This window comes from Pseudotenacibaculum haliotis (genome assembly GCF_042684245.1).
GTDB classification, from domain to species: Bacteria; Bacteroidota; Bacteroidia; order Flavobacteriales; family Flavobacteriaceae; genus Polaribacter; species Polaribacter haliotis_A.
Map to the genome: position 1 here is coordinate 469,300 of NZ_JBHULH010000001.1, position 25,985 is coordinate 495,284.

Below are 25,985 nucleotides of genomic sequence, written 5' to 3' on the forward strand. Positions count from 1 at the left end.
ATAGAAAGTCGTCGAATAAGCATTAAACGCTACAATCAACAAAACCAACACTATGAAACTCAAAACACCATCAAAAACCCTAATCTATTTTTCTTTTTTCTTTTTACTTATCAATAACATCATTGCACAGAACTTAAAATCTGATGTTGATGCTTTAATTACAGAAGCTTACCCAAAAGATGCTCCGGGAGTATCTATTTTGATTGCTAAAAACGGAAAAACGATCTACACTAATACCAGCGGATTGGCAAATTTGGAACTGAATGTTCCGTTAAATTCCAATAGTGTATTTGAAATTGGATCTATCACAAAACAGTTTACTGCTATTTCAATTTTAATGCTGCAAGAGCAAGGAAAGTTAAATGTGACTGACAATATCACCAAGTACATTCCTGATTACCCTACAAACGGAAAAACAATCACAATTCATCATTTATTAAATCATACCTCAGGAATTAAAAGTTATACCTCTATGCCAAGCTTTAGAGCTTTAGCTAGAAAAGATATGACTCCTACCGAACTGATTGATGTATTTAAAAATGAGCCTATGGATTTTGATCCGGGAGAGCAGTACAGATACAACAACTCTGGATACATTCTCTTAGGACATATTATAGAAGTAGTTAGTAAAACCAGCTATGCAGAGTTTATCGAAAAAAATATTTTTAAACCTGTAGGAATGACCTCGTCTTATTACGGAAGCATGAGTAAAATTATTCCAAATAGAGCTAGTGGATATTCGAAACGAGGAGATAATTATGTAAATGCAGATTATTTGAGCTTAACGCTACCCTATGCTGCCGGATCCATCATGTCTACGGTAGGCGATTTGTTAAAATGGCAGAATGCATTAAGTGCAAACCAATTGGTAAAACGCTCTACTTTAGAAAAAGCAATTAACGGGTCTTCACTTAACAATGGTAAAAAAATTAGCTACGGATATGGTTTTATTGCGGGAGATTTAAATGGTTCTCCAACTATTGAACATTCTGGTGGAATTTTCGGTTACAGCACCAATGGAATTTACTTTCCAAAAGAAGATATCTATGTAATTGGGTTGGTAAACTGCGACTGCTCTAGTGCAGTACAAATTGTAAATAAAGTAGCAGCTACTGCGATTGGAAAACCTTTTTTCAACAAAAAAGACGCTGTCACACTTAATGAAACTCAATTAAAAAAATGGGTTGGGGCGTATCAATATGAAGAGAATATCATTCGTCATATAACTGTAAGTAACGGAAAAATATATAGCCAACGTGAAGGAAGTGATAAATTAGAAATTTTTCCAACGTCGGAAAATACATTTGTGTTTGACGGAAGCACAACTTCATACAGCTTTGCAATGCAAGGAAATAAGAAAGAGGCAACCATGATTGTTAATGGTGAAAAACGCTTAGGTAAAGAAATCGACAAAGCTGCTCCTGCAGAAAAGAAAGAAATTACATTGCCTGCTGAAGAGCTACAGCAATATGTTGGAACTTATGAACTGGCTCCAACTTTTTCAATTCAAATTAGCGTAAGAGAAGGAAATATCTTTGGTGTTGCCACCAATCAACCAGAAGTGCAGCTATTCCCTTACTCAAAAAATGCTTTCTTCTTAAAAGTGGTTAAAGCAGAGATCATCTTCAACAAAGATGAAGAAGGGAAAGTAATTAGCCTAACGTTACATCAAAACGGACAACAGATTCCCGGAAAAAAAGTTAAGTAATTATAAATACCAAGTCTTAAGAAAACCTCTTTGTGAAAGCAAGGAGGTTTTTTAGTACCTTTAGAAACAGCTAACTAAATGAAAACATGTTGTTTTCTCACTCAAAAAACAGACTTGAAGCTTTAAGTGATGGTGTGTTCGCTTTTGCAGCCACTTTAATGGTTGTAGAAGTAGGTACATCTACCGAATTTATATCTTTCAAAGATGAAATTCCCAATTTTATTTCCTTTGGTGCCAGTTTTTTTATCATGATGGCTCTATGGAAGTTACATTACAATTTTTTTAGACGAACAAAATACGTAGACAACTGGATCATCACATTCAATATGGTCTTATTATTTACAGTTCTGTTCTATATTTTCCCTGTAAAATCCCTTTTAGATTCTCTACTGAAAAGAGCAAAGATGAGTGTGGAAGAATTCTCGCAACTCTTTCAGGTATATAGTATTGGATTTGCATTGATCTTTGTTTGTTTTGCTTTGATGTACTACAGAGCTTATAAAAAAGACAAAAAGGTAAAAAATTCGATGTGGTTGTATTTCTATACAAGGCATTTTTCTATTTTCGTACTCGTTGGACTAACCTCTGCTATTTTAGCAAAGTTCCATATAGGATTACAATACGGATTTCCGGGATTCTTTTATGGTATTTTAGGCCCTTTATGTTATTGGCATTCTATCAAATTTCAAAAGAAATATTCACTAGATTAAATATATATTCAGCAAATGAAAAAGTTTCTCTCCCTCGCATTAACTTTCGTAAGCATTTCTATTTTAGCACAAAGCAATACAGAAGTCTATCTATTCAATATTGAGAAAACAGACAAAGGGTACCAACTAACAAATAAAAAGAACTTATCTCAAAACAAAGGGTACGACAGTCAGCCTCATTTCTACGATGATAATACCATCTTATTTTCTTCTTCTAGAGGGGGGCAAACAGACATTGTAATGTATGATATCAAAACCGGTAAAAAAGTTTTTATCAATTCTACTCCTAAAGGCGGCGAATATTCTCCGCAGCGTATTCCAAACTCCAAGAATGTTTCTGCTGTACGTTTGGATGATTCCGGTTTGCAACGTTTTTACGAATACGACATTGAAACTGGAAAACCTAAAGAATTGATACGAAGCTTAAAAGTAGCTTATCCTTTCTGGTATAATGATAAAATTGTGGTTTCATCTGTGATAGGGAAAGGCGGATTAGACTTAGTAATCAGCGATTTAAAGTACAAAACAAACTTTACCATTCAAAAAAATATTGGGCGTTCAATCCATAGAATTCCAAACACTTCTAAAGTTAGCTATGTAAGTAAAAAAGGAGAGGTTTGGGAGATTCGCTCTTTAGACGTTGCTAATATGCGCACGGCCAAGGTTACTGATTTGGATGGAAAATATGAGGACATTTGTTGGTTGCCTGACGGAAGTATTTTGCAAGCAAAAAAGAATCAGATTCTTAGGTTCGATCCTAAAAAAGATAAGAACTGGCAAGTATTTTACACCATTGATGATAGTGAGATCCAAAACATTTCTAGAATCTTAGTAAATTCAGACGGGTCTATGATTTCTATAGTAGGAGAAGAATCGCCTCGCTTTGTTGTTCAAAAACAATTAGAAGCATACAACAAGAGAGATATTGATGCTTTTGTAAATGTATTTGACGAAAATGTAAAAGTGTACAGTTATCCTAACAAGTTGCAATATCAAGGAAGAAAGGAAATGAGAAAAAAATATGCGGCTTTCTTTAAGAATACAAAAGACCTAAACTGTAAAATAGTTAAACGAATCGAAAACGGAAATTATGTGATCGATGAAGAGTTGGTTACAGCTAACGGAAGAAAAAGAGATGCTGTTGCCATTTACGAAGTAAGAAACGGAAAAATTGTTGCAGTTACTTTCTTATAAAAGCCCTGATTCTCTCTTATTAAAATATCCTTTGATGTAAAAGATCTGAGCAAAGATCATTAGAGTAAAAAAGAAGATTGCATACAATGCTACAGAAGATATTGTAAACCCTTCTAACGTAGGCATCTTTATTGAATCTAGAAATGACAAGTCTAGAGGAACTTTATCCATAAGACTTCCTTCTTGCTCTTGGAAAGGAATAAAAAAGATAGCAGCTATCAATGCAGCAATACCTATCCATATTTTCTTGGATATTAGCGGTACATATTGTGTGGATTGCGAAGTTTCTTCTTCCAAAACACTCATCAAGTTACTAGTAAAATCTTTAGAAGGAGATTCTAAAGGCATCTCTTGAATTTGTTTTTTCAAGAAAGCATCGATCTGTGTATTTTTATTTTCTTCCATAATGACTAATAATTTCAGGTTCTAACTTTTCTTGTACAATGGCCAATAATTTTTTTCTGGTTCTATGTAACTTCACCTTTAAATTAGCTTCTGATAACGAAGTTACTTCAATTAATTCTTTTAAACTCAATTCTTTGTAATAAAACAACCACATAATGGTTCGTTCATCTTCCGGCAACTCTTCCAAACAAGCATTCATCAACTCTGCTCTTTCTTTTCTCTCTATCATTTGCATGGTACTTTCTGTGGCTTGAATTCTGTTTTCTACAACTTCATCAATAGTTCCTGTATCATACCTCCTAGCCTTTTTCTTTACCAAATCCATACAATTATTATAAACGATCTTATACAGCCAAGTAGAAAACTTCGAGTCTCCTTTAAACTTATCTAAAGAACGAAATGCCTTAATAAAACTATCTTGAGAAACTTCTTCTGCTTCTTCTCTACTCTTCACCACCTTATACGCTAAAGTAAACACCATATCCTTATATCTTTCTACTAAAAAAGAGAAAGAATTCGTGTCTCCGTCGAGAACCTTATTGATATAGTGTTGGTCGTTGTTGATAGTCATTATATGTAATGACTGTTTTTGGTTTCTTTAGGTTACAGAATTTACGAAAAAAATATTTTGTACTTTTTTGTAACCTTTTGTTTCGCATTTCTGTCATACTCAACAAATAGGAAAAATTAACATGTAAAAACACGTATATGGAATCAGAAGCTATATTTGTATTACTGATCATTTTTGGATCAATCTTCGGAATCTTTTATTTATTCTTCTCTACGAGAAATAAAGAAAGACTCGCTTTAATAGAGAAAGGTGCAGATGCATCTATCTTCGGAAGAAAAAAAGAAGCAAACCCTGCACCCTTTTGGAAAGTGCTTATTTTAAACTTGTCCGTTCTGTCTATGGGAGTAGGTATTGGTGTTATTTCTGCCATGCTTATAGAATCTCTATTAGGCATTTATGAAGACGCATTGTATGCTGGACTTATTTTCTTAATGGCAGGAGCCGGTTTATTTGTTGGGTTTACACTCACAAAGAAGTTAGATCAAGAATAACAGCCAACCAAACTTTAAAAAAACCAGCGAATCGCTGGTTTTTTTGTTTTTTATAAACTCATTATCTTTAAGCTTTCCCGAAAAAAATGAGTAAAGATCATAATAACTCTGCCTTTAAGCAACTGCTAGACAAGCTCCAACAAGAGAGCTGGCAATTAGAACTTTTAATCTCTGGTTTTGCCATCTTCGGATTGGCAGCCGCCATAGACCCTATACAAGTCAAACTAGAAACTGCAAATTACGATAGCAATATCTATTTTGTTCTTTTTTGGTTTGCAGCAAAAGTATGTTGTTGGATTTTGATCTCTAATTTGATGGTTCATGTTATCTTGAGAGGATTATGGATTGGCGCATTGGGGCTAAGATATGTTTCCGGCGATATAGATTATGACGAGCTAAAATACGCACCGAAATTCACTAAATTTCTCAGTAAGAAAATAGGGTCTTTTGATCGGTATATCGCTACTTTAGAGAATTACTGTAGTATTTTATTTGCTATTTCCTTTCTGCTCATTTTCTATTTTATTGCAAGCTTAGCCTTTATCGTTGCAATTTTATTAACGGTATTTGTCTTTCTCGACAATGAACTAGGCGGAACGCTTAATGTTGTAGCTTCGATTACAGGAGCTATTATCATACTATTTATCTTATTTGGGGCTTTATTAACATTCATCGATTTTATCACTCAGGGCTTTTTAAAGAAGAAAAAGTGGCTAGCACGATTCTATTTTCCGCTATATAAGATATTTAGTTATGTTACTCTTTCGTTCTTATACAGGCCATTGGTCTATAATTTTCTAGACAATCGTTTTGGTAGAAGAATCAGTTTGATCTTGGTTCCGGGATATATGATCATTCTATTCTTTTCAACCTATTATTATAGAGAATCCAATTACCTATCTATAGATAGGTCTTCCTCAAAAAACTATGCCAACCCCAATAACTATGAAGATCTTTTAGAAGAAAATAAAACGTTTATTAAGATTGCTACCATACAATCAAAAATTATTACAGACCCCTATGTAAAAGTGTTTATGATCTTTAATGAAAACGTTGAAAAGCGTCTGTTTGCGTTTAATGAAGGTCTAAAACCTTATAAAGATATTAGAGGGTATCAATCTGAGATTACCATCACCGGAAATAATTTCACTCGAAAGGATATTCAAAAAAGAGACAGTCTTAGAAGAGAGTATTACAAAACCTATAATGAAGTACATTCTGTCTATATCGACGATAAAAAATATGATGTCGAATTTTTAGCTACCACCAACAAAAACAAAAAACTAGGTTTTGAAACCTATGTGAATATCAAAAATTTAACAGAGGGAAAACATCTGTTAAAAATTACGAGAAAAACCATTAGAAAAAAGGATACCGTTAATTTTATACTGGTACAAATTCCGTTTTGGAACTTTAAAACAAACTAACATGAAACAATATATACTTCTTATAGCCTTTCTTTCATTTGGAATAGCTCAAGCACAAACCGATACTCGAATCTATGATATCATCAATAATGTAAGTGCCGAAAGAATAAAAAATGATATTACCAAACTTGCAAATTTTGGAACTCGACACACTTTGAGTGATACCGTTTCTAATACTAGAGGTATTGGTGCTGCCAGAAGATGGATCAAATCTGAGTTTGACAAGATCTCTAAAGAGTGTAATAGCTGCTTAGATGTTTTCTATCAAAAAGACCTTGTTAAAAAAGATGGAAGACGAATTGTAAGAGACGTTATGGTTGTAAATGTTGTAGCCATTCAAAAAGGAACAAAAAACCCTAACAACTTCATTATTATGAGTGGAGACATCGATTCTCGTGTTTCCAATGCTAATGACTTTACTTCTGATTCACCGGGAGCAAACGACAATGCCTCAGGAATGGCAGGAGCTATTGAAGCTGCCAGAGTTCTATCTAAATACAAGTTTGAGAACAGTATTATCTATGTAGGACTTTCCGGAGAAGAACAAGGATTGTATGGAGGTCGTGGTTTGGCGGCTTATGCCAAAGAAAAAGGTTGGAACATTATTGGGATCATGAACAATGATATGATCGGAAATATCAAAGGTGTAGATGGAGTGATTGACAATCGTACCTTCAGAATTTTCTCAGAACCGGTTCCTTCAACAGAATCTGAAAGACAAAGAAGATCCAGACGTTTTTACGGAGGTGAAGTAGATGGAATTTCCAGACAATTGGCTCGATATATTCATAAAACTACAAAAACCTATATGCCGGAAATGAATCCTAAAATGATCTATCGTTTAGATCGTTTTGGACGCGGTGGACATCACAGACCATTTAACGATGTTGGATTTGCAGGAATTCGTATCATGGAAGCTCACGAAAATTATACGCAACAGCATCAAGACATACGAACTGAAAATGGAATTGAGTACGGTGACAAGATCAAGTTTGTAAACTTCGATTATGCCAAAAAGTTAACTGCCGTTAATGCAATTAACTTAGCAAGTATTGCTTGGGCACCACCATCACCTAAGAATGTTCAAATTGGTGGAATTGTTCAAGCATCTGCCAAGCTGAAATGGGACAAAGTAAAAGGAGCAAAAGGATATAAGATCTACTGGAGAGATACCACCTCTCCTACTTGGGATAACTATCAATATGTTGAAGATGTAACTGAGTTTACGTTGAAAGGAATTGTTATTGATAATTTCTTCTTTGGAGTATCTGCAGTAGGCTCTAATGGGCATGAAAGTATTGTTACCTTTCCTTCTGGAATCATTAGAAACCGATAATGAAGTTTTTAGTTAAAGTTCTTTGCATATGCTTTGTTCTTACAGGCTGCAAAGAGAAAACCCAGAACGAAGTGTTGGTTCTGGGAACCATTCATGGTGGACATTATACACAAGAAGAGTTTGATCTTGATGTACTTACTAAACTCATCAAGGAAATAGATCCTGATGTCATTCTTACCGAAATTCCTCCGGATCGTTTTCAAGAGGCTGTAGAAGGTTTTAAAAGAGATGATAGCATTTCTGAACCTCGTGTAATTCGGTTTCCCGAATACAAAGATGTGATTTTCCCTCTAAGCAAAACCATGAATTTTGAGATCATTCCTACTGCCGGATGGACACTTCCTATGGCACAAGAACGTCAACGCAAATTAAGAGCTATCAGTAGAGATTCTTCGCGAACAAAAGACTGGCAGGAATACTTGAATGCTAACAGGAGGTCTGATTCTATTATGAGAGCCACGGGGAATAGAAACGATCCATATTTTATTCATACCAACACCTATGACAGCATTTACAATATCAGACTGCAAGTCTACAATCGTCTGTTCAATGTAGAACTAGGATTGGGAGGATGGGACAATATCAACATTGCCCATTATTGGAATATTGAAAAGGCTTTACAGAAATATAAGAACCAAGGAAAACGAATCTTAATTACTTATGGTGCCGGTCACAAAGGATGGTTTTTAAAAGAACTTCGCTTGAGAGATGACATCAAACTTTTGGAGATGAAACCTTTTTTAGACAAGATTCAAGTTTCCGAATAGTCAAAAAAACATATCAAAACATTCACACATCCTTTATCAAAATTGGTAAAGGATGTTTAGTTAAACACTATCAATTTTATATTTAACACACATGATATCAGGATTTAACATTTCTTAAATAATTACTTTGTTTAACTTTTTATTATATTTGTTAAACAAAATAATTAAATCATGAAACCTTTCTACATCAAATTTATCTTATTCACCTCTTTGATTCTTATCTCCTATCAACCCTCACAACAAGAGTTTACAGGAAAAGCCTATTACTTTGCTAAATCTAAAATGCAGTTAGGAAGCTGGGGAGCTAGATTAAGCCAAGCTCAAAAGAATCAGATTCAAAATCGCCTAAAGAACAGACTGGAAAAAACATTTGTTTTGAGTTTCAACAAGCAAGAATCAATGTTTAAGGAAGAAGATAAGCTAGATGCTATTTCCGGCGCTACAGATTCTTGGGGAGGAACATTTTCTAGAGGCGATCAATACAAAAACATCAAGAGTGCTTCTTTGATTCAGAATCAGGAGTTCTACGGAAAGAAATTCTTAGTAAAAGACAAACTATACAGAATCAATTGGGAAATGGGTACAGAGTCTAAAAAAATTGGACAGTATACATGTTATAAAGCCACAGCTCAAGTTCCCGTATTTGAATTAAGCTGGTACAATTTTTCTTGGAGTGATATTAGAACTCCAAAAGACACAGACAAAACAGAAGAGAAAAAAGAAAATACGATTGCCGTAGAAGCTTGGTATACACTTGATATACCTGTGGCTCACGGACCGGGAGAATATTGGGGATTACCGGGTTTAATTTTAGAAGTTAGTGCCGGAAATACCACTATGCTGTGCTCCAAGATTGTTTTGAATCCTGAAAAAGAAGTTTCTATAGTTGCTCCTAAAAAAGGGAAAGAAATTACAAAGAAAGACTATCAGGCTACGATCAGAAAGAAAATGGTAGAAATGAGAAACAATCGTATGGGGAGAAGAAGGAGTCGTTAGACGCAAACATACTCACGGTTTTTTATATTTTTATACGAGTTATAAGAATGTATTTTGGACAAGCCGGAAATTTACTTTAAAAATGATATTGAATGGAGAGATTGGTTATCTCAAAACTACAACTCTTCAGAAGGGGTCTATGTTATTCTCTATAAAATAGACACAGGAATTCAAAGCATGCGTTGGGAAGAAGCAGTAAAAGTAGCATTGTGCTATGGCTGGATCGACTCTACTGTAAAAAGTTTGGGAAATGGAAAGCGAAGACAATACTTCTGCCCTAGGAAGTCTAAAAGTGTTTGGAGCAAACTAAACAAGACATATATCGAGCAATTAGAGAAAGAAGGTTTGATGCACGAAAGTGGTCTGTCTAAGATCGAAGCAGCCAAAAAAGACGGTTCTTGGTCTGCCTTAGATGATGTAGAGAATTTAGTAGTTCCCGAAGACTTGCAAGCTGCTTTTGATCAAAATAAAACAGCATTCCAAAACTATCAAAACTTTGCTCCCAGTTATAGAAAAGGGTATTTGTATTGGCTCAATCAGGCCAAAAGAGAAGCTACTCGATTGAAAAGAATTCAAGAGATCATTCAACTTTGCGAAGCCAATAAGAAACAAAAAGGAGCTTGGTAGTTAATTACTTGCTATCTGTTTTAACAGCTCTTTTCTCACAAGGCTATATCGTTTCCAGGGTAAAAAGTGATTTTCCTTTTGCAAAACAATCGTATCTAATACATGCGGATTGAACTGCTTTACGGAGAAGTTTACATTTTCAAACGGAACAACAATATCCTTGGTTCCATGGATATGCAATGTTGGCACCTTTACTTGTCTCCACACATCCTTCAACTTTTCAAGTTCTGCAACATGACTGAATTTTTCATCGCCGGCTACGCCCATAGCTCCCGGCACCATCCATTTGGTCAGACGCCATTTTGCTACATAAGCAAACCAAAAAACTTTTCGTTTTCAGGATCTAATGCCGGAGCCAGCATGATCACGCTCTTAACCTTGGGTGATAGGATACTTGAATACGCGGCAATAGGACCTCCGTAAGAATGTCCTAACACAATTACTTTCTGCTCTGGTAAACTGTCTATGATCTCTGCAACAACTTCACTTTGTCTTTTGATAGAGATTTCCGGTTTACCAAAATTAGAAAAGCCATAGCCCGGCCTATCTATACTATATAAATTAGCTCCTTTAAGTAATAAGGAATCCTGTAAGTAGGTATAATAATTATCTGAAGAACCCGGTGCACCATGCACAAAAAACACGGCTAGATCTTTTTGACTGTCATATTCAGAACTTACAACTCGTACAGGATAGTTGACACTTTTCAGATCGTATCTCTTGATATGAAAGCCAGTATTTTTCTTTTCAAAGACCATCTGTGTTTTTCGATCTGAAGTACGCATACGAAAGCACGATTGAAAAAGTAATGCGACGATGCAGCATAAAATAAGTCTTAGTATAAAGGCGTTTTTCATAAAGTGCCTAATAATTTAGTATCTTGAAAGCACTAATAAAATTACTGGATTTCTAAGAATCTATGTAACTTTTAAGAAATTTTTGAGTTATTCTATATAGACCAACTTTATAAAATTCTTAACAAACCCTTAATCAACTATAATTTAACTTGCTGTATTATAACACATTAATCAACTTCAAATAGTAAAAACCATGAATTCAAGAAACCTTCGCATTCTTTGGTCTTTCATCTTAATGTTTGCCATTGTAGGTGTACATGATGTAGATGCACAAAGAAAAAAACGTAAAAAGAAAAAAGGAAAAACAGAGCAGGTAGCTCCAAAACCCAAGCCAAAACCAAAAAAGAAAACAATTGCTAGTCTCACTAAGAGTAGTAAGAAAATAGAAGGTTTGTTTACCATCTATCAAGACACAGTTACAGGAGCTTTAAAAATGCTTGTAAAAAAAGATCAGTTAGATAAAGATTATATTTATTTCTCTCAGATTGCTGATGGAGTTACAGAGGCGGGTCACTTTAGAGGTTCTTATCAAAACTCTGCCATTTTTCAAATAAGAAAATATTTCAACAAGATCGATTTTGTTGCTCCGAACACAAACTTCTACTTCGACAAAAACAATGCGATCTCTAAGGCTTCTGAAGCCAATACTAGTGAAGGAATTGTTGCTTCCGGTAAAATCTTAATGGCTGATGATAAAAAAGGCGAATACTTAATTGATGCCAATGGGCTATTCTTATCAGAAACCTTTACTAGAATTAAAGGGCCTAGATTTCCTGGAACTTCACCATTTGCATTTAGCTTAGGTCGTTTTGACAAGAACAAATCAAAAGTAAATGAGATCAAGAACTATCCAAAAAACACAAACGTTAAAACAGAATATGTATACAGCAATCCTGGTGTGTTAAACGGTGGTTCTAATGCTATTGCTGACGGTAGAAATGTTTCTATCAAAGTATTCCATACCTTAATGCACATGCCTGAGGATGGTTATGAAACAAGAATGGACGATCCTAAAGTAGGATATTTCTTAACTCAAACAAACGACATGACCAGCACAGGAACTGTGAATTATAGAGATATGATACACAGATGGAGATTGGTAAAGAAAGACCCTAATGCTGCTATCTCTGAGCCTGTAACTCCAATTACATGGTGGATAGAAAACACTACTCCAATGGAATGGAGAGAAACTATCAAAGAAGGAGTATTGGCTTGGAACGAAGCATTTGAAAAAGCAGGATTTAGAAATGCTATGGTTGTAAAAGTACAACCGGATGATGCAGACTGGGATGCCGGTGATGTGCGCTACAATGTATTGCGTTGGACCTCTTCTCCAAATCCTCCTTTTGGTGGATACGGACCTAGTTTTGTAAACCCTAAAACAGGTGAGATCTTAGGAGCCGATATCATGTTAGAATATGTTCATTTTACAAACAGAGTATTCTACGATAGACTTTTAAATGATGCCGCTGCGAACATGAAGATCGGATTGGAAACCGACGAAGAATTAGAGATTCAAAAGTTCAAATCTAAAAACGAGCATATGTTCTGTTCTATGGGACATGTAATGCATGAAAACATGATGTTAGGAAATACTGTTTTACAGGCTACCGGAGCATCTGATCTAGATATGGAAACTCTAAAAAGAGAAGGAATGAAGTCTTTGATCATGCATGAAGTAGGACATACTTTAGGTTTGAATCATAATATGAAAGCTAGTCAGTTGTTCTCTCCTGCTCAATTGGCTGATGCAAACTTTATCAAAGGAAAAGCACTTACAGGTTCTGTAATGGACTATGCCGGAATCAATATTACAAATGACAGATCTAAACAAGGGCAATACTACGATATGGCTGTAGGTCCTTATGATGTTTGGGCTATTCAGTTTGGATATACTCCATTCAAAGGAAAAGCAGAAAGAAATGCTTTGTTAGCCAGATCTACTGAGCCTGAACTTATCTTTGGTAATGATGCTGATGATATGCGTTCTCCTGGAAAAGCAATTGATCCTAGAGTAATGATTGGAGATCTTTCTAATGATCAAATCACATACTCTGTTAACCGATTTGAATTGGTAAACACAATGCTAAAAAATCTTAAAGGTCAGTTTGCCAAAAAAGGAGAAACTTACGAAGATTTAAGAAGAGCTTACTATACGTTAATGGGGCAATCTGCTACAGCTGCTGGTGTTGTTTCTAGAATCATTGGAGGTGTATATGTAGATAGATCTACTTACGGTCAAGAAGGAGGAACACAACCTTATACTCCGGTAAGTTTAGAAGATCAAAAAAGAGCCTTTAACACACTTAAAAAGTATGTTTTTGCTCCTAATGCCTTTAGCGCACCAAAAGACTTGTACAACTATTTAGCAAGGCAAAGAAGAGGATATAACTTCTTTGGAGGTCCTGAAGATCCAAAAATTCACGCACAAGTATTAGGATATCAAACAGGTGTATTGGCTCATATCATGCATCCAAATACACTTCAAAGATTGAATGATTCAGAATTGTACGGAAACAAATACAAACTGTCTTCTTTTATGACCGATCTTAACAACGCAATGTTTAAGCCTGATGTATATGGAAGCATCAACTCTTTCCGTCAGAACTTACAAGTTGCTTATGTAAAGAGATTGATTAGTATGGTAACCGGAAGAACTGCCGGTAGATTTATTCCGGCTGCTCAATCGATGGCAGCTTACAATTTAAAGAACATTAGAACTTGGGTGAGTAACGGAACAGGAAATGTTTCTACTAAAGCTCATAAAGCTCATTTAAAAACAATGATCGACAATGCAATGAAAGAGATCAAATAATCTCTTTAACCATCATATTTATATAGAAAACCGCAATGTAAGATTGCGGTTTTTTGTATTTTTAAGCTATGGGAAAAGTCTTGATATCCGGCGGTAGTGGGTTGATTGGAAAGCGATTGAGTTTTCTTTTAAGATCAAAAGGTTATGAGGTGAGAATTTTGAGCAGAACGCACAAAAATGAAAGTGAATATCCTACCTATGTATGGAATATAGAAAAAGGAACAATTGATCAAGCTGCCTTTGACCAAGTTGATCATATTATTCATTTATCCGGTTCTGGAATTGCTGATAAGCGATGGACTGAAAAAAGAAAACAAGACATTATTAATAGTAGAGTTGCATCTACCCAACTCTTATTGCAAAATGTAAAAGACCTTCAAATCCCTTTAAAGACTTTTATTTCTTCGTCTGCTATTGGTTATTACGGTGCTGTAACCAGCGAAACTATTTTTGATGAAACCAGCAACCCTGCTGATGATTTCTTAGGCAAAGTATGTGAACTTTGGGAGCAATCAGTTTTTCAATTTACCAAAGAGAATATTCGTACTGTTGCGATCAGAACAGGAATTGTCTTAAGCAAAACTGGAGGCGCTTTAGCAAAAATGAAAACTCCGGTAATTAGTCCTTTAGGTTCCGGAAAACAATACATGCCTTGGATTCATATTGATGATCTCTGCAATATCTATATCAAAGCAATTGAGGATGAAAAGATGTCTGGTGTATACAACGGAGTTGCTCCTGAACATCAAACAAACACTTCATTTTCAAAAATATTGGCAAAAACTGTCAAACGTCCTTTCTTACCTATAGGAGTACCAGCTTTTCTTTTGAAAATGATCTTTGGAGAAATGGCTGCAATACTTTTAGAAGGAAGTAGAGTTTCATCACAAAAAATACAAGATACCGGGTTCTCTTTTCAATTCCCAGACTTATCTTCTGCTCTTTCTGACACTTAATTAGGCAACAATTTCAATATTCAACACTAAGTATTGTAATAATGCGGCACTTGCGTTTTAATTTTGAATGTATCTTTGTAGTAGAAATTCTTTTATAGTGAAAGCTTTACTACGTTTTACATTTACAATTCTATTTTTTGTTACTATCGGTACTCTTAGTAGTTATGGTCAAAACAAGTTTGAAAGAGAGTACCGAATTAAAGAAAAAGATGTTCCTGCTAAAGCAGTTGATTTTATTTCTCTTCTAAAATTCGACTCCAATATCAAATGGTATGCTGAAGAAAGCTCTCAAGGAAAATCTATTGAAGCCAAAACAAAGTTTAAAAGCGTAAAGTATAGCATTGAGTTTGACACCAATGGGAATTTACAAGATGTAGAAATAGAAATCTCTACGGAGGACATATCAAAAGACACATATTCAAAGATTCAAAATACCTTCTCTTCAGATTTCTCCAAGTTCAAGATCATCAAGATTCAAAAACAGCTTAGTGGATCAGAGAAAAAGGTTCTTGATCATCTTCTTAAAGAGACAAACAATGTGATCACCATCAAGTATGAAATTGTTGTCAAAGGAAAATCTAACAAAGGGAAGAACTTGTATGAATACACTTTTACCAATTCCGGTGCACTAGAAAAGCGAGAAAAAATCATTTTTAAGAACTCAGATCATTTAGAGTACTAGCCTATGAGAAAAGCATTGATCACTTTTTCTTTTCTCATTTTGAGCTCGCTCCTTTACGCTCAAAGCTCCTATCGATTGGGCGCTATTCCCAGAATCAACATCAATCAAAAACTAGAGAACAACTGGAAAATCAATTACAAAGTTGAATCAAGAGCTATTATTTCTGAAGGACTCCTATCAGGATCAAGCAATCCTAATTTCAGATATAGTTTAACAGATGTTTCTTCGCTAGTATCTAAAAAAGTAGGATTGAACAATTCTGTTGCTGTTGGTTATTTAGCGCGATTTAGAGAAGGTGCCATTGATCATCGTTTTATGCAACAATTCACCATCGTATCTCGATATAATGCCTTTAGATTGGCTCACCGTTTTGCTACCGATCAAACCTTTAGAAAAGATTTAAGCGATGTTTTCAGACTCAGGTATAGAATTGGTATAGAGATTCCTTTGGATGGTTATGCTGTAGATAAAAGGGAGTTTTATATCAAGATCAACAATGAGTATTTAAATTCTTTTTCAGCTTCCAATCATGATCTAGAAATTCGCTTAGTTCCGCTATTAGGATATGTATTTGAAGACGCTAACAAAATAGAGTTTGGATTGGACTACCGTACCGATCGTTTTTTAGACAATGCGACTCGTAATAATCTCTGGATTACCATCAATTGGTTTTTGAGCATCTAAGTTTCATAAATATCTTCCAACAAAAAAGGCTGCCAATGGCAACCTTTTGTATTGTATATGTTTCTTTTCTTATTTGAAAACAGAAGAGATATTGATATCTACTTCAGACCACAATTTGCTTACTCCATCCAATCCTTTGTGAAGATCTTTACAAACAGAGTTTAACGAGTCGATCGATTGCTTCGCATTCCAGTTCAAAACATCCATCTTAGTAGTCATAGCAAACTCTTTTCCTGTGATGGTATACTTAAAAGGAAGCTTTTCTGTGATTCCATTCATGGTGATATCTGCATATCCTATAGAATCGTTTTCAATAACCAACTTACCCGATAATAATTTGGCTCCTTCCATAATCCCGAAGAAATACTTAGATATTTTATAATCTCTACTGGAATCAGAGGTAAAAATACTGCTGATAGGAATAGAGAACTCTGTATTATTAATAGCCTCTTTGATTGTATTTCCTTCTCCTCCGGATGTAATATTCACTTTTTTGAACTTTCCTTTTACTCCTGTTTTTTCAGTAAATTTATAGGCAGTCCAATCAATCGTATTCTTTGCATCTTTTAAAACAAAAGCAGCATTAGAAACCTTCTCTTCTTTCTTTTCTTCCTTCTTTTCAGATTTACATGAAGTCATCTGAAAACTAATAAAAAGGACCAAAATTAGGGTGCTTATTTTTTTCATGATTCTTGATTAAAATTAGTAGTTAATATCTTTTTAGCTAGGCTAACGTATTCTCTTTTTGCATCTTCTTGAGACATTCCGTTCAACTGCATCCACGCATTGAATTTAAAAGCATCTCTAACATCTGGATCTCCTTGATAGGTATAAACGTCTCCTGAGACCCCTTGCTTATAATAAGCATATAATTTGAGCATAATATCCGGAGCAAGGTTTTCTTCTAACTTAGAAAGTAAGTCAAAAGCTTTTTGAAATTCTTTGTCCAGATTTGTATCCATCTATTTCTCTGCTATAACCTGTTCGCCTCCTTTTACCTTATCTCCAATCTTTACCTTTACATTGGTACCTAAAGGAAGGTATACATCTACTCTACTTCCAAACTTGATAAATCCTGCATCAGTTCCTTGTACTACTTCGTCTCCTTCTTCTGCATAGTTTACAATTCTTTTTGCCAAAGCTCCCGCAATCTGTCTGTACAAAACTTCACCAAAATGAGCATTTTCTACAACCACTGTTGTTCTTTCGTTTTCTGTAGATGCTTTTGGGTGCCATGCAACCAAATACTTTCCGGGATGGTATTTGCTATACTTAACCACTCCGTTTAATGCATATCGGGTAACATGAACATTGATAGGTGACATGAAAATAGAAACCTGTAATCTTTTATCTTTAAAATACTCAGGTTCTTCTACTTCTTCAATAACAACTACTTTTCCATCCACAGGTGCTATAACTTGGTTGTCGTTTATTTGCGTAGTTCTTTTTGGATTTCTGAAAAACTGAAGAATTAAGATCAAAAAGATCAAAAATAAAACCTGAACTGCTTTTTGTAACCAAAACAATTCGATAAAACGTTCAGAAAGCAAAACTCCGGCAATTACAAAAACAAAAGTTATAGTAATGATCTTGTAGCCTTCTCGATGAAAGTGTAGCATTTTTTAAATAATATAATAGATATACAAATATACGAACGGAGCAACAAACAACAAGCTATCTAGTCGATCTAAAAGTCCACCATGACCCGGCATGATCTTACCGCTGTCTTTTTTCTTAGCTTGCCTTTTGAACTTAGACTCTATCAAGTCTCCGATAGTTCCTAAAATTGAAGTTATTGACGCTAGAACAATCCATTGACTCATGGATAATGTTTCAAAGTTGTAAGATACTGCAACTGCTGTTGCTATGGTAAATATAAATCCTCCAATAAATCCTTCAATCGTCTTTTTGGGCGATACTTTTTCAAAGAGTTTCGTTCTTCCAAAGTTCTTTCCTATCAAGTAGGCAAAACTATCATTGGCCCAGATGAAAAAGAGTAATGAGAGGATGATCTCATATTCATATCCTCCATTTCTCATGGGTATTAGAAGTAAGAATCCTAAGGAGAATATCAAATATCGAACACTCACATCAAACTTCTGAATAGTTTTTGACGGATACCCTCTCTTGCTCGTAAAAAGATAAACCATCAATTGAAGTGATGAAGCCAACGTTAAAACAAGTAGTATTTGATGTAAAGTTGTATTCTCCGGTAAAAATAGTACGTAAGCTATAAACCCTAAAAGTAATACATAGGTAAATAGCCCTTTATATCGAATCAACTTTTGAAATTCTCTTAAACAGAAGAATGCAAACAACGAAATTAAAAGAACATAACTTTCTTTAGAATATAAGATTGCACTAATAAAAAGGATCGCGTAGATCAACCCAGAAAAACTCCGCTTAAAAAAGCTACTCATACTAAAAATCTTCTAACAGCAGCAAATATAAGTTTTTAGAGTTGCTATTGCCGTAGTTTAAAAAATTATCATCATCCTTTTTCAATGTGTAATTTTTGACTGCACTTATGTTAGTGGGTATATGTTCTTTGCAATTTGATTTGATTCCTGTTAGTCCTTGCCCTGTATTTCTAACCAATTGACTTGTTCTTGCAAAAACAATAAAATCATCTGTTAACGATGCAATTTTATGTGTACTTAACTGATTTGAAGAGAAAAGAATATCTCCATTATCAGAAATCAAATGTTCACAGGTAGTAAAAAAAGGTGTGTCTTTTTGAAAATCAGTGCTTACTTTTACTTTAAAGCCTTTCAAATATTCTTTGACGCTACTCTCAGTACAAGTTACCTTATCCCAAGCATTCTCTGTAAAAATTTGGCCTAGATTGCTAGCTACCTCTTTTTCTGAAACACAATACAAGAACTTGCCACCTTTTTCTATGAAATGATGTACAAAAGCATCATCCAAAGACAAATGCACCTCTTGTTTCTTGGCTTCTTTATCTTTGGATGTATCTCTATTAAATAATTTTTTAAAAAAACTCATTTAAAAAATTAACTGTTGTTTTCTTCTGTTGTTTCTTCTTGTCCTGCTTTTTCTTCTTCTTTTTTATCAAAAGGTCTCTCACCGAAAATCTTTACTAGATCATCTTTAAAGATCACTTCTTTCTCTAATAATAGATTTGCTAAGGTAGTTAACTTTTCTCTGTTTTCTTCTAAAATTGAGATGGCTCTTTGATATTGTTCCTCTATCATGCTAGAGATCTCTTTATCAATAGTCTTTGCCGTCTCTTCGCTATATGGTTTTACAAATGCATCTTGTCCAGATGAATCATAGTAAGTAATATTACCCACTTTTTCGTTCAATCCGTATACAGTAACCATAGCTCTTGCTTGTTTTGTTACTTTCTCAAGGTCACTCAACGCTCCTGTAGAAATCTTGTTAAAAATGATCTTTTCGGCAGCTCTTCCTCCTAATGTAGCACACATTTCATCAAGCATTTGCTCTGTTTGCACGATCATTCTTTCTGCCGGTAAATACCACGCTGCTCCTAAACTTTGTCCTCTAGGTACAATTGTAACTTTTACCAACGGAGCTGCATGTTCTAACATCCAACTAACTGTAGCATGACCTGCTTCATGAAATGCAATAGTTTCTTTTTCTTTAGGAGTAATTACTTTGTTCTTCTTCTCTAATCCTCCTACAATTCTGTCTACTGCATCTAAAAAGTCTTGATGATGAATAGACTTCTTATTATTTCTGGCAGCAATTAAAGCTGCTTCGTTACACATATTGGCAATATCTGCTCCTGAGAATCCCGGAGTCTGTTGCGCTAAGAACTCAAGGTTTACATCTTTAGCCAATTTTAATGGTTTGATGTGTACCTCAAAGATAGCTTTACGCTCATTTAAATCCGGTAGGTCTACATAGATCTGACGATCAAAACGACCTGCTCTCATCAAAGCTTTATCTAATACATCTGCACGGTTTGTTGCAGCCAATACAATAACGTTGGTATCGGTTCCAAAACCATCCATTTCTGTCAATAACTGGTTCAATGTATTTTCACGCTCATCGTTTCCTCCTGTCATACTGTTCTTACCACGTGCTCTACCAATGGCATCGATCTCATCAATAAAGATGATTGATGGCGATTTTTGCTGTGCTTGTTTGAACAAGTCTCTAACTCTAGAAGCTCCTACTCCTACAAACATCTCTACGAAATCCGATCCGGATAAAGAGAAGAACGGAACTCCTGCTTCACCTGCTACCGCTTTTGCTAGTAATGTTTTTCCTGTTCCTGGAGGTCCTACTAATAAGGCTCCTTTTGGAATCTTTCCTCCTAATGAGGTATATTTTTCCGGGCTCTTTAAGAAATCTACGATCTCTTGTACTTCTTCTTTAGCTCCTTCTAACCCGGCAACATCCACAAAGCTTGTTTTCACCTTTGTATCGTTGTCAAATAGTTTTGCTTTAGATTTTCCAATATTGAAGATCTGACCTCCTGCTCCACCACCACCACTGGCTCCAGACATTCTTCTCATAAAGAAGATCCAAATAGCGATCAAAAGGATGAAAGGAAGGAAACTGATTACTGAGTCAAGTAAACTTCCTCTAGTATCAGAATCTGTATCAAAATCTAAGCTATCTTTTGCTTTGTATGCATTCAGTTTGTTTTCAAAGTTCTGCAAATCACCAAAGTTGTATTCAAACATCGGAGATCCTTTTCTAAAAAAAGGAGACTTTGTTTGTTGCTTATATTCTTCTTTGGTTAAAGCTTCTCTTTTTATGTAGACTTCTGCAATGTTCTTATTAATAATCATGATTCTCTCTACGTCGTTAGACTCAAGAATCTTGTAGAACTTATTGGTAGAAATCTTTTTAGTAGTTAATGCACTGTCGTTTAAAAAACTAATGGCTATAAAGGCAATGAAAATTGCCCCGTATACCCAATACATGTTAAACTTAAACTTGGGTGCATTTGGTTTATTATTACTGTTCTTATCACTCATCTCTTACTTCTATCAAAAAATTAAATTAAACGGGGCTTATTTGAGTAATTTTTGCGTCACCCCAAAGGCTTTCTATATCATAAAACTCCCTTACATGTTTTTGGAAAATGTGAACAACAACGTTAACATAATCCATTAAAATCCATTCTGAATTATTCTGTCCTTCTATGTGCCACGGTTTATCTTTTAATTCCTTACTGACAACTTTTTGAACAGATCCTGATATAGCATTAACTTGCGTGTTTGAATTCCCAGAGCAAATGACAAAGTAATCACATACTGTGTTATCTATGTCTCGTAAGTCCAATAATTGGACATTTTCTCCCTTTACATCATCAATTCCCTTAATTATGACAGCGATTAAATCATCTGTACTTACTGGTTTTTGCGCCATTAAAAATTTTTAAGTTTAAAAACAAAGTTATTACTTTATTTGCAATAATATTGCGTATTGTTAAACTAGTTTACACATTCTTTAACAGTTGAAAATAATCAAACTTAATGCCATCGGTTCTACCAATTCTTTTTTAAAAGATTTGGCACATAATTCTATGCTTGAAGACTATACAGTTGCAGTTACAAACCAACAAACTTCCGGCAGAGGACAAATGAATAACTCATGGCACTCAGAACCCTTTAAAAACCTGACTTTCAGTATATTTACACGATTTAAAAATCTTCATATCAATCAGCAACCCTACCTCAATTTTGCGGTTTCTAATGCTATTTTTGAAGTGCTTCAATCTCTGTCAGTTCCTCAATTGAGTATTAAGTGGCCAAACGACATAATGTCAGGTAATCAAAAACTTTGCGGAATTCTGGTTGAAACTACTTTCACAAATCAGAAGATCAAAAACAGTGTCATAGGAATTGGGTTAAATGTCAATCAGGAAAAATTTCCTAGTCATATGACGCATGCCAGTTCTTTAAAGAACATTTTAAAGAAAGAATTCGATTTGGACGAAATCATGCATCAGCTTGTTGAAAAAATACAGTTGTACGTTTCTAAAATTGAATCTCAGGATTTAGAGTCTATCCATAAGAGTTACCTCAAACATTTATACAAAAAGGATATTCCAACTGCCTTTAAAGACGAAAGAACAAAACTTTTCTTTATGGGAATGATCAAAGGTGTGGATACAAACGGAAACCTTCTAGTACAACTAGAAGATGATTCTATCAAAGAATTTCAGATCAAAGAAGTTTCTTTGGCTAAAGCTTAGCTATATTCTCTGTAAGCGTATTGATAAAAGCAGTTAATGGCTTTTTAACCATCATAGCCATCATTGGGTTGAAATCTCCATCAAACTTCAATTGCACATCACTAGTGCTATCAGAAACAGCATCAATATGAGCTGTTAAACTAAATGACAATTTACTGCTTGCTGCTCCTAAGCTTACTTTAGAAAACTCAATTCTTTCTCCCAAAACCAAACGGATCTCAGGCATTCCTTTTAAGGCAAAGACAAACGATTCTCCGTCTACTTCAAACTTCTGAGTGTTTTCCGGCATCAATTGCTCGAAATTGTCCAATACAGTAAAAAACTGAAATGCTTCTTCAGCAGATTTGTTGATGGTTACTTTTGCTCCTTCTATGTTCATAATACTAATTATTCCAATTTCCCGGATCTTCTCTCCACTTCTTTAGAGTTTCCAATTCTTGATCCGAAATATATTTACTATCTACAGCTTGTTCTAACAAATGGGTATAGTTGCTCAATGTTGTTAAAGCTACATTTCCTTTTTCAAAATTTTCACTGGCAACATCAAACTCATACGAGAAAATAGCAACCATTCCTTTTACAACTGCGCCTTCATCTTTTAAGGCTTGTACAGCATTTAAACTACTTTTTCCAGTACTGATCAAATCTTCTATAACCACTACATTTTGTCCGCTATCCAAATGCCCTTCAATCTGGTTTTTACGACCGTGTTTTTTAGGCTCCGGTCTTACATATACAAACGGAACTCCTAGTTCTTGAGCTACCAAAACACCAATAGCAATAGCCCCGGTTGCAACTCCTGCAATCACATCTGGCTTCCCATATTGTTGCTCTACGATCTTTGCTATTTCTTCCTTCAAGAATACACGTACTGAAGGGTATGATAAAGTAACTCTATTATCGCAATAAATAGGCGATTTCCAACCGGAAGCCCATGTAAATGGGTTACTCGGACTTAATTTTATTGCCTTAATTTGAAGTAATAATTCAGCTGTTTTTTTTGCCGTATCTTTGTGTAAAATCATACGCACAAATGTATAAAGTTTTTATGAATGATAAGCCTATTATTCTCACAGATTCTCCACAAAGAGAGATAGGTTTTGAAGTGTATGATTTTGAAACAGTTGTCTTAGATGAGATTCTACACAGGCTAAAAAAGGACAAAATTGATGGAATAATCTTGTTTTGCGAGAATTTACAAAGTTGCTGGAGAGTGTTTGCTTCTCACTTTAAAGTAGTAAGAGCTGCCGGTGGTTTGGTTGTAAATCCTGCAAAAGAGTTTTTGTTTATTTATCGCGGTAACAAATGGGATTTGCCTAAAGGTAGGATTGAAAAAAATGAAAGTGTAGAAAGTACTGCTATCAGAGAAGTTGAAGAAGAATGTGGTATTGAGGGACTTCACTTAGATCGATTTCTACTAACAACTTATCACCTCTTTTTTCAAAATAATCAGAACAAATTAAAAGTCACCGATTGGTTTTTGATGCACAGCAATTATAAAGGTCAGCTTGTTCCTCAAATTGAAGAAGGTATTACCATTGCAGAGTTCAAAGATCAAAAAGCCACGCAACAAGCTTTGAAAAACACCTATGCAAATATTCATTTGGTGTTTGATGCTTATGCTGATTAAGATATAATATTAACCTTCAAGTAGTTTGATTTATTCTGCTATCTTTGCCGCTTCTTAAAATTCACCTAGCATGAATGCATTTATCAGAAAGAGAGTTCAAAACGTACGAAATGATGTGTTATCAGGAATTACTGTTGCCTTGGCATTGGTGCCAGAAGCTGTTGCCTTTGCCTTTGTTGCTGGAGTAGATCCTTTGGTAGGTTTGTATGCTGCTTTTATGATTGGTTTGATTACTTCTATTTTTGGAGGAAGGCCGGGAATGATTTCAGGAGCAACCGGAGCCTTAGCAGTTGTTATGGTAAACCTTGTAAGTGAAGGAAATGCCATGGGAGCTGAAGGTGAAAATTTAGGATTGTACTACCTTTTTCTTACAGTAATCTTAATGGGAATCATTCAAATGCTAGCAGGTGTGTTTAAGCTAGGAAAATTTGTACGTTTGATCCCACACCCAGTAATGATGGGGTTTGTAAACGGATTAGCTATTGTAATCTTTTTAGCTCAATTAAAAATGTTCCCTTCTTTAGTTTCTGAAGAAACATCTTTTTTCAGTAATACAAGTCAATGGTTTTCTGAGTTATTCTCAAATGGAGAGTTTTGGTTAATGCTTTTATTAGTAGGAATAACTATGTTAATCATGTGGGGATTGCCTAAGATCAAAGCTGCTAAGAAACTACCTGAAGCTTTGATTGGAATTTTAGTTGTATCAGCCATTGTAATCTTCTCTAATTTAGATGTAGCTACGGTAGGATCTTTTATTCGTGATGGAGGTGGTGAAGGGTTAAAAGGAAGTTTCCCTGTACCGGTTTTAGAAACGTTTTCTAAAATCCCTTTAAATGCAGAAACTTTTTGGTTCATTTTCCCTTATGCAGGAATCCTTGCTGCCATTGGATTGATCGAATCTTTAATGACCCTGAACTTAATTGACGACCTTACTGAAACTCGTGGTAACTCAAATCGCGAATGTATGGCACAAGGTGGTGCTAATATTATTACAGGATTGTTTGGTGGTATGGGTGGTTGTGCTATGATCGGTCAATCTATCATCAACATCAAAGGTGGTGGTAGAGGGCGTTTGTCTGGTATTACAGCTGCTGTGTTCTTATTAATGTTTATCTTATTTGCATCTTCATATATAGAGCAAGTGCCTATTGCTGCGTTGGTAGGAGTAATGTTTATGGTAGTTATTGGAACTTTTGCTTGGTCTAGTTTCCGAATTATCAATAAAATTCCGGTTGCCGATGTTGTGGTATTGATCTTGGTGTCTTCTTTAACTGTAATCTTTGACTTGGCTATTGCTGTAATTGCCGGAGTTATTGTAAGCGCTTTGGTTTTCTCTTGGGAGAATGCAAAACGTATTCGTGCGAGAAAACGATTAAAAGACAACGGAACCAAAGTATACGAAATTTGGGGACCATTGTTCTTTGGAAGTATTTCTGCATTTAATGACAAGTTTGATGTAAAGAACGATCCTGATCATGTAGAGATCGACTTTGTAGAGTCTCGTATATCGGATCACTCGGCTTTGGAAGCAATTTTTAACTTGGTAGAGAAATACGAAAAGGCAGGAAAAAAGATCACTTTAAAACACTTGAGTTCTGATTGTAAGGCATTGCTATATAAAGCGAGTCCAAAGTTTCATCAGGTAATTGAGGAGAGTATTGATGACCCTCGTTATCACTTAGCTGCCAATCCAGAAAAGTTTCCAAAATCTCTTTCTGAGTATAAATTCTAGCTTAGCATTTTTTTACTCAATAGCTCAACTCTTTCTTTGGAAAGAGGCAACTCCTCATTTACTTAATTAATAATCAACACACTACATTACTTTTGTTTATTTAAAATAGTGATTCTTTAAACAGAATTGCATTTTGTTCAAATATTCAAACCCATTCATCGAAAAAAATAAATATAAATCATATTATTAACTGTTTTTTTA

General features: G+C 34.9%; 29 protein-coding genes. 16 read left to right on the forward strand and 13 right to left on the reverse strand.

Annotation, left to right across the window (positions count from 1 at the left end; translation table 11 throughout):
* The first annotated feature begins 52 nt into the window (after positions 1-52).
* The 3 genes from ACFSRZ_RS02280 to ACFSRZ_RS02290 all read left to right on the forward strand — a co-directional run bounded on the left by ACFSRZ_RS02280 (position 53) and on the right by ACFSRZ_RS02290 (position 3,612).
* Complete coding sequence (locus ACFSRZ_RS02280) at positions 53-1,708, forward strand: serine hydrolase (RefSeq protein WP_379664901.1); 1,656 nt, start codon at positions 53-55, stop codon at positions 1,706-1,708.
* An 86-nt stretch (positions 1,709-1,794) separates the two neighbouring features.
* Positions 1,795-2,418, forward strand: coding sequence for a TMEM175 family protein (locus ACFSRZ_RS02285; protein WP_379664902.1), 624 nt, complete (start codon positions 1,795-1,797; stop codon positions 2,416-2,418).
* A 15-nt stretch (positions 2,419-2,433) separates the two neighbouring features.
* Positions 2,434-3,612 carry a nuclear transport factor 2 family protein gene (locus tag ACFSRZ_RS02290; RefSeq protein ID WP_379664903.1) on the forward strand — a complete coding sequence of 393 codons (1,179 nt, stop codon included), beginning with the start codon at positions 2,434-2,436 and terminating at the stop codon, positions 3,610-3,612.
* Here the strand turns inward: ACFSRZ_RS02290 and ACFSRZ_RS02295 are convergent.
* A complete protein-coding gene (locus tag ACFSRZ_RS02295) occupies positions 3,607-4,017 on the reverse strand; it encodes a hypothetical protein (protein WP_379664904.1) in 411 nt (136 codons plus the stop codon). The two genes, ACFSRZ_RS02290 and ACFSRZ_RS02295, sit on opposite strands and share 6 nt — an antisense overlap.
* A complete protein-coding gene (locus ACFSRZ_RS02300; protein ID WP_379664905.1) occupies positions 4,004-4,588 on the reverse strand; it encodes an RNA polymerase sigma factor in 585 nt (194 codons plus the stop codon). Before ACFSRZ_RS02300 ends, ACFSRZ_RS02295 begins: the two co-directional genes overlap by 14 nt.
* Before the next feature lie 137 nt (positions 4,589-4,725).
* On the opposite strand from ACFSRZ_RS02300, the gene ACFSRZ_RS02305 reads away from it, so the two are divergent.
* The 6 genes from ACFSRZ_RS02305 (at position 4,726) to ACFSRZ_RS02330 (ending at position 10,232) form a co-directional block, all read left to right on the forward strand.
* Positions 4,726-5,079 (forward strand): DUF6249 domain-containing protein, encoded by a 354-nt coding sequence (locus tag ACFSRZ_RS02305; protein ID WP_379664906.1) that lies wholly within the window; start codon positions 4,726-4,728, stop codon positions 5,077-5,079.
* An 86-nt stretch (positions 5,080-5,165) separates the two neighbouring features.
* Positions 5,166-6,506 (forward strand): hypothetical protein, encoded by a 1,341-nt coding sequence (locus ACFSRZ_RS02310; RefSeq protein ID WP_379664907.1) that lies wholly within the window; start codon positions 5,166-5,168, stop codon positions 6,504-6,506.
* Between the two features lies 1 nt (position 6,507).
* Positions 6,508-7,842 (forward strand): M28 family peptidase, encoded by a 1,335-nt coding sequence (locus ACFSRZ_RS02315; protein ID WP_379664908.1) that lies wholly within the window; start codon positions 6,508-6,510, stop codon positions 7,840-7,842.
* A complete protein-coding gene (locus ACFSRZ_RS02320; RefSeq protein ID WP_379664909.1) occupies positions 7,842-8,609 on the forward strand; it encodes a hypothetical protein in 768 nt (255 codons plus the stop codon). The genes ACFSRZ_RS02315 and ACFSRZ_RS02320 overlap by 1 nt, the downstream gene beginning before the upstream one ends.
* A 171-nt stretch (positions 8,610-8,780) precedes the next feature.
* Positions 8,781-9,605, forward strand: coding sequence for a GLPGLI family protein (locus ACFSRZ_RS02325; protein WP_379664910.1), 825 nt, complete (start codon positions 8,781-8,783; stop codon positions 9,603-9,605).
* Between the two features lie 54 nt (positions 9,606-9,659).
* Positions 9,660-10,232 (forward strand): YdeI/OmpD-associated family protein, encoded by a 573-nt coding sequence (locus ACFSRZ_RS02330; protein ID WP_379664911.1) that lies wholly within the window; start codon positions 9,660-9,662, stop codon positions 10,230-10,232.
* On the opposite strand, the gene ACFSRZ_RS02335 is transcribed toward ACFSRZ_RS02330, so the two are convergent.
* Together ACFSRZ_RS02335 and ACFSRZ_RS02340 are read right to left on the reverse strand one after the other, a co-directional pair.
* Positions 10,233-10,514 (reverse strand): hypothetical protein, encoded by a 282-nt coding sequence (locus tag ACFSRZ_RS02335; RefSeq protein WP_379664912.1) that lies wholly within the window; start codon positions 10,512-10,514, stop codon positions 10,233-10,235.
* 23 nt (positions 10,515-10,537) lie between these two features.
* Complete coding sequence (locus ACFSRZ_RS02340; RefSeq protein WP_379664913.1) at positions 10,538-11,017, reverse strand: alpha/beta fold hydrolase; 480 nt, start codon at positions 11,015-11,017, stop codon at positions 10,538-10,540.
* A gap of 265 nt (positions 11,018-11,282) precedes the next feature.
* On the opposite strand from ACFSRZ_RS02340, the gene ACFSRZ_RS02345 reads away from it, so the two are divergent.
* From ACFSRZ_RS02345 to ACFSRZ_RS02360, 4 genes are all read left to right on the forward strand, one after another.
* Positions 11,283-13,904, forward strand: a complete 2,622-nt coding sequence (locus tag ACFSRZ_RS02345; protein WP_379664914.1) for a zinc-dependent metalloprotease — start codon at positions 11,283-11,285, stop codon at positions 13,902-13,904.
* Positions 13,905-13,972: 68 nt separating this feature from the next.
* The gene (locus ACFSRZ_RS02350) at positions 13,973-14,860 is read left to right on the forward strand and encodes a TIGR01777 family oxidoreductase (protein ID WP_379664915.1); all 888 of its coding nucleotides are present in this window, start codon (positions 13,973-13,975) and stop codon (positions 14,858-14,860) included.
* A 97-nt stretch (positions 14,861-14,957) separates the two neighbouring features.
* Positions 14,958-15,542, forward strand: coding sequence for a hypothetical protein (locus tag ACFSRZ_RS02355; protein WP_379664916.1), 585 nt, complete (start codon positions 14,958-14,960; stop codon positions 15,540-15,542).
* A gap of 3 nt (positions 15,543-15,545) precedes the next feature.
* A complete protein-coding gene (locus ACFSRZ_RS02360; protein ID WP_379664917.1) occupies positions 15,546-16,226 on the forward strand; it encodes a DUF2490 domain-containing protein in 681 nt (226 codons plus the stop codon).
* 69 nt (positions 16,227-16,295) lie between these two features.
* On the opposite strand, the gene ACFSRZ_RS02365 is transcribed toward ACFSRZ_RS02360, so the two are convergent.
* From ACFSRZ_RS02365 to rsfS, 7 genes are read right to left on the reverse strand one after another with little or no spacing between them, the layout of a single operon-like run.
* On the reverse strand, positions 16,296-16,913 hold the full coding sequence (locus ACFSRZ_RS02365; RefSeq protein WP_379664918.1) for a YceI family protein: 618 nt from the start codon (positions 16,911-16,913) through the stop codon (positions 16,296-16,298).
* Complete coding sequence (locus tag ACFSRZ_RS02370) at positions 16,910-17,188, reverse strand: acyl-CoA-binding protein (protein ID WP_379664919.1); 279 nt, start codon at positions 17,186-17,188, stop codon at positions 16,910-16,912. The genes ACFSRZ_RS02365 and ACFSRZ_RS02370 overlap by 4 nt, the downstream gene beginning before the upstream one ends.
* On the reverse strand, positions 17,189-17,845 hold the full coding sequence (locus ACFSRZ_RS02375) for a phosphatidylserine decarboxylase family protein (RefSeq protein ID WP_379664920.1): 657 nt from the start codon (positions 17,843-17,845) through the stop codon (positions 17,189-17,191).
* 3 nt (positions 17,846-17,848) lie between these two features.
* Complete coding sequence (locus tag ACFSRZ_RS02380) at positions 17,849-18,646, reverse strand: phosphatidate cytidylyltransferase (protein WP_379664921.1); 798 nt, start codon at positions 18,644-18,646, stop codon at positions 17,849-17,851.
* Between the two features lies 1 nt (position 18,647).
* Positions 18,648-19,232 carry a hypothetical protein gene (locus tag ACFSRZ_RS02385; protein WP_379664922.1) on the reverse strand — a complete coding sequence of 195 codons (585 nt, stop codon included), beginning with the start codon at positions 19,230-19,232 and terminating at the stop codon, positions 18,648-18,650.
* A gap of 8 nt (positions 19,233-19,240) precedes the next feature.
* On the reverse strand, positions 19,241-21,199 hold the full coding sequence (gene ftsH / locus ACFSRZ_RS02390) for an ATP-dependent zinc metalloprotease FtsH (protein ID WP_379664923.1): 1,959 nt from the start codon (positions 21,197-21,199) through the stop codon (positions 19,241-19,243).
* Positions 21,200-21,224: 25 nt separating this feature from the next.
* Entirely contained in the window at positions 21,225-21,593 is a 369-nt protein-coding gene (gene rsfS, locus ACFSRZ_RS02395) for a ribosome silencing factor (RefSeq protein ID WP_379664924.1), read from the reverse strand.
* A gap of 88 nt (positions 21,594-21,681) precedes the next feature.
* Here rsfS and ACFSRZ_RS02400 point away from each other — a divergent pair, with 88 nt between their 5' ends.
* Positions 21,682-22,422 carry a biotin--[acetyl-CoA-carboxylase] ligase gene (locus tag ACFSRZ_RS02400; RefSeq protein WP_379664925.1) on the forward strand — a complete coding sequence of 247 codons (741 nt, stop codon included), beginning with the start codon at positions 21,682-21,684 and terminating at the stop codon, positions 22,420-22,422.
* On the opposite strand, the gene ACFSRZ_RS02405 is transcribed toward ACFSRZ_RS02400, so the two are convergent.
* Both ACFSRZ_RS02405 and pyrE read right to left on the reverse strand, forming a co-directional pair.
* On the reverse strand, positions 22,412-22,801 hold the full coding sequence (locus tag ACFSRZ_RS02405) for an SRPBCC family protein (protein WP_379664926.1): 390 nt from the start codon (positions 22,799-22,801) through the stop codon (positions 22,412-22,414). The two genes, ACFSRZ_RS02400 and ACFSRZ_RS02405, sit on opposite strands and share 11 nt — an antisense overlap.
* Positions 22,802-22,805: 4 nt before the next feature.
* Positions 22,806-23,447: an orotate phosphoribosyltransferase gene (gene pyrE, locus ACFSRZ_RS02410; RefSeq protein WP_379664927.1), complete on the reverse strand. Its 642-nt coding sequence runs from the start codon at positions 23,445-23,447 to the stop codon at positions 22,806-22,808.
* A gap of 8 nt (positions 23,448-23,455) precedes the next feature.
* Between pyrE and ACFSRZ_RS02415 the strand changes: the two genes are divergently transcribed.
* Together ACFSRZ_RS02415 and ACFSRZ_RS02420 are read left to right on the forward strand one after the other, a co-directional pair.
* A complete protein-coding gene (locus ACFSRZ_RS02415; RefSeq protein ID WP_379664928.1) occupies positions 23,456-24,052 on the forward strand; it encodes an NUDIX hydrolase in 597 nt (198 codons plus the stop codon).
* Positions 24,053-24,122: 70 nt separating this feature from the next.
* Positions 24,123-25,784, forward strand: coding sequence for a SulP family inorganic anion transporter (locus ACFSRZ_RS02420; RefSeq protein ID WP_379664929.1), 1,662 nt, complete (start codon positions 24,123-24,125; stop codon positions 25,782-25,784).
* Positions 25,785-25,985: the final 201 nt, after the last annotated feature.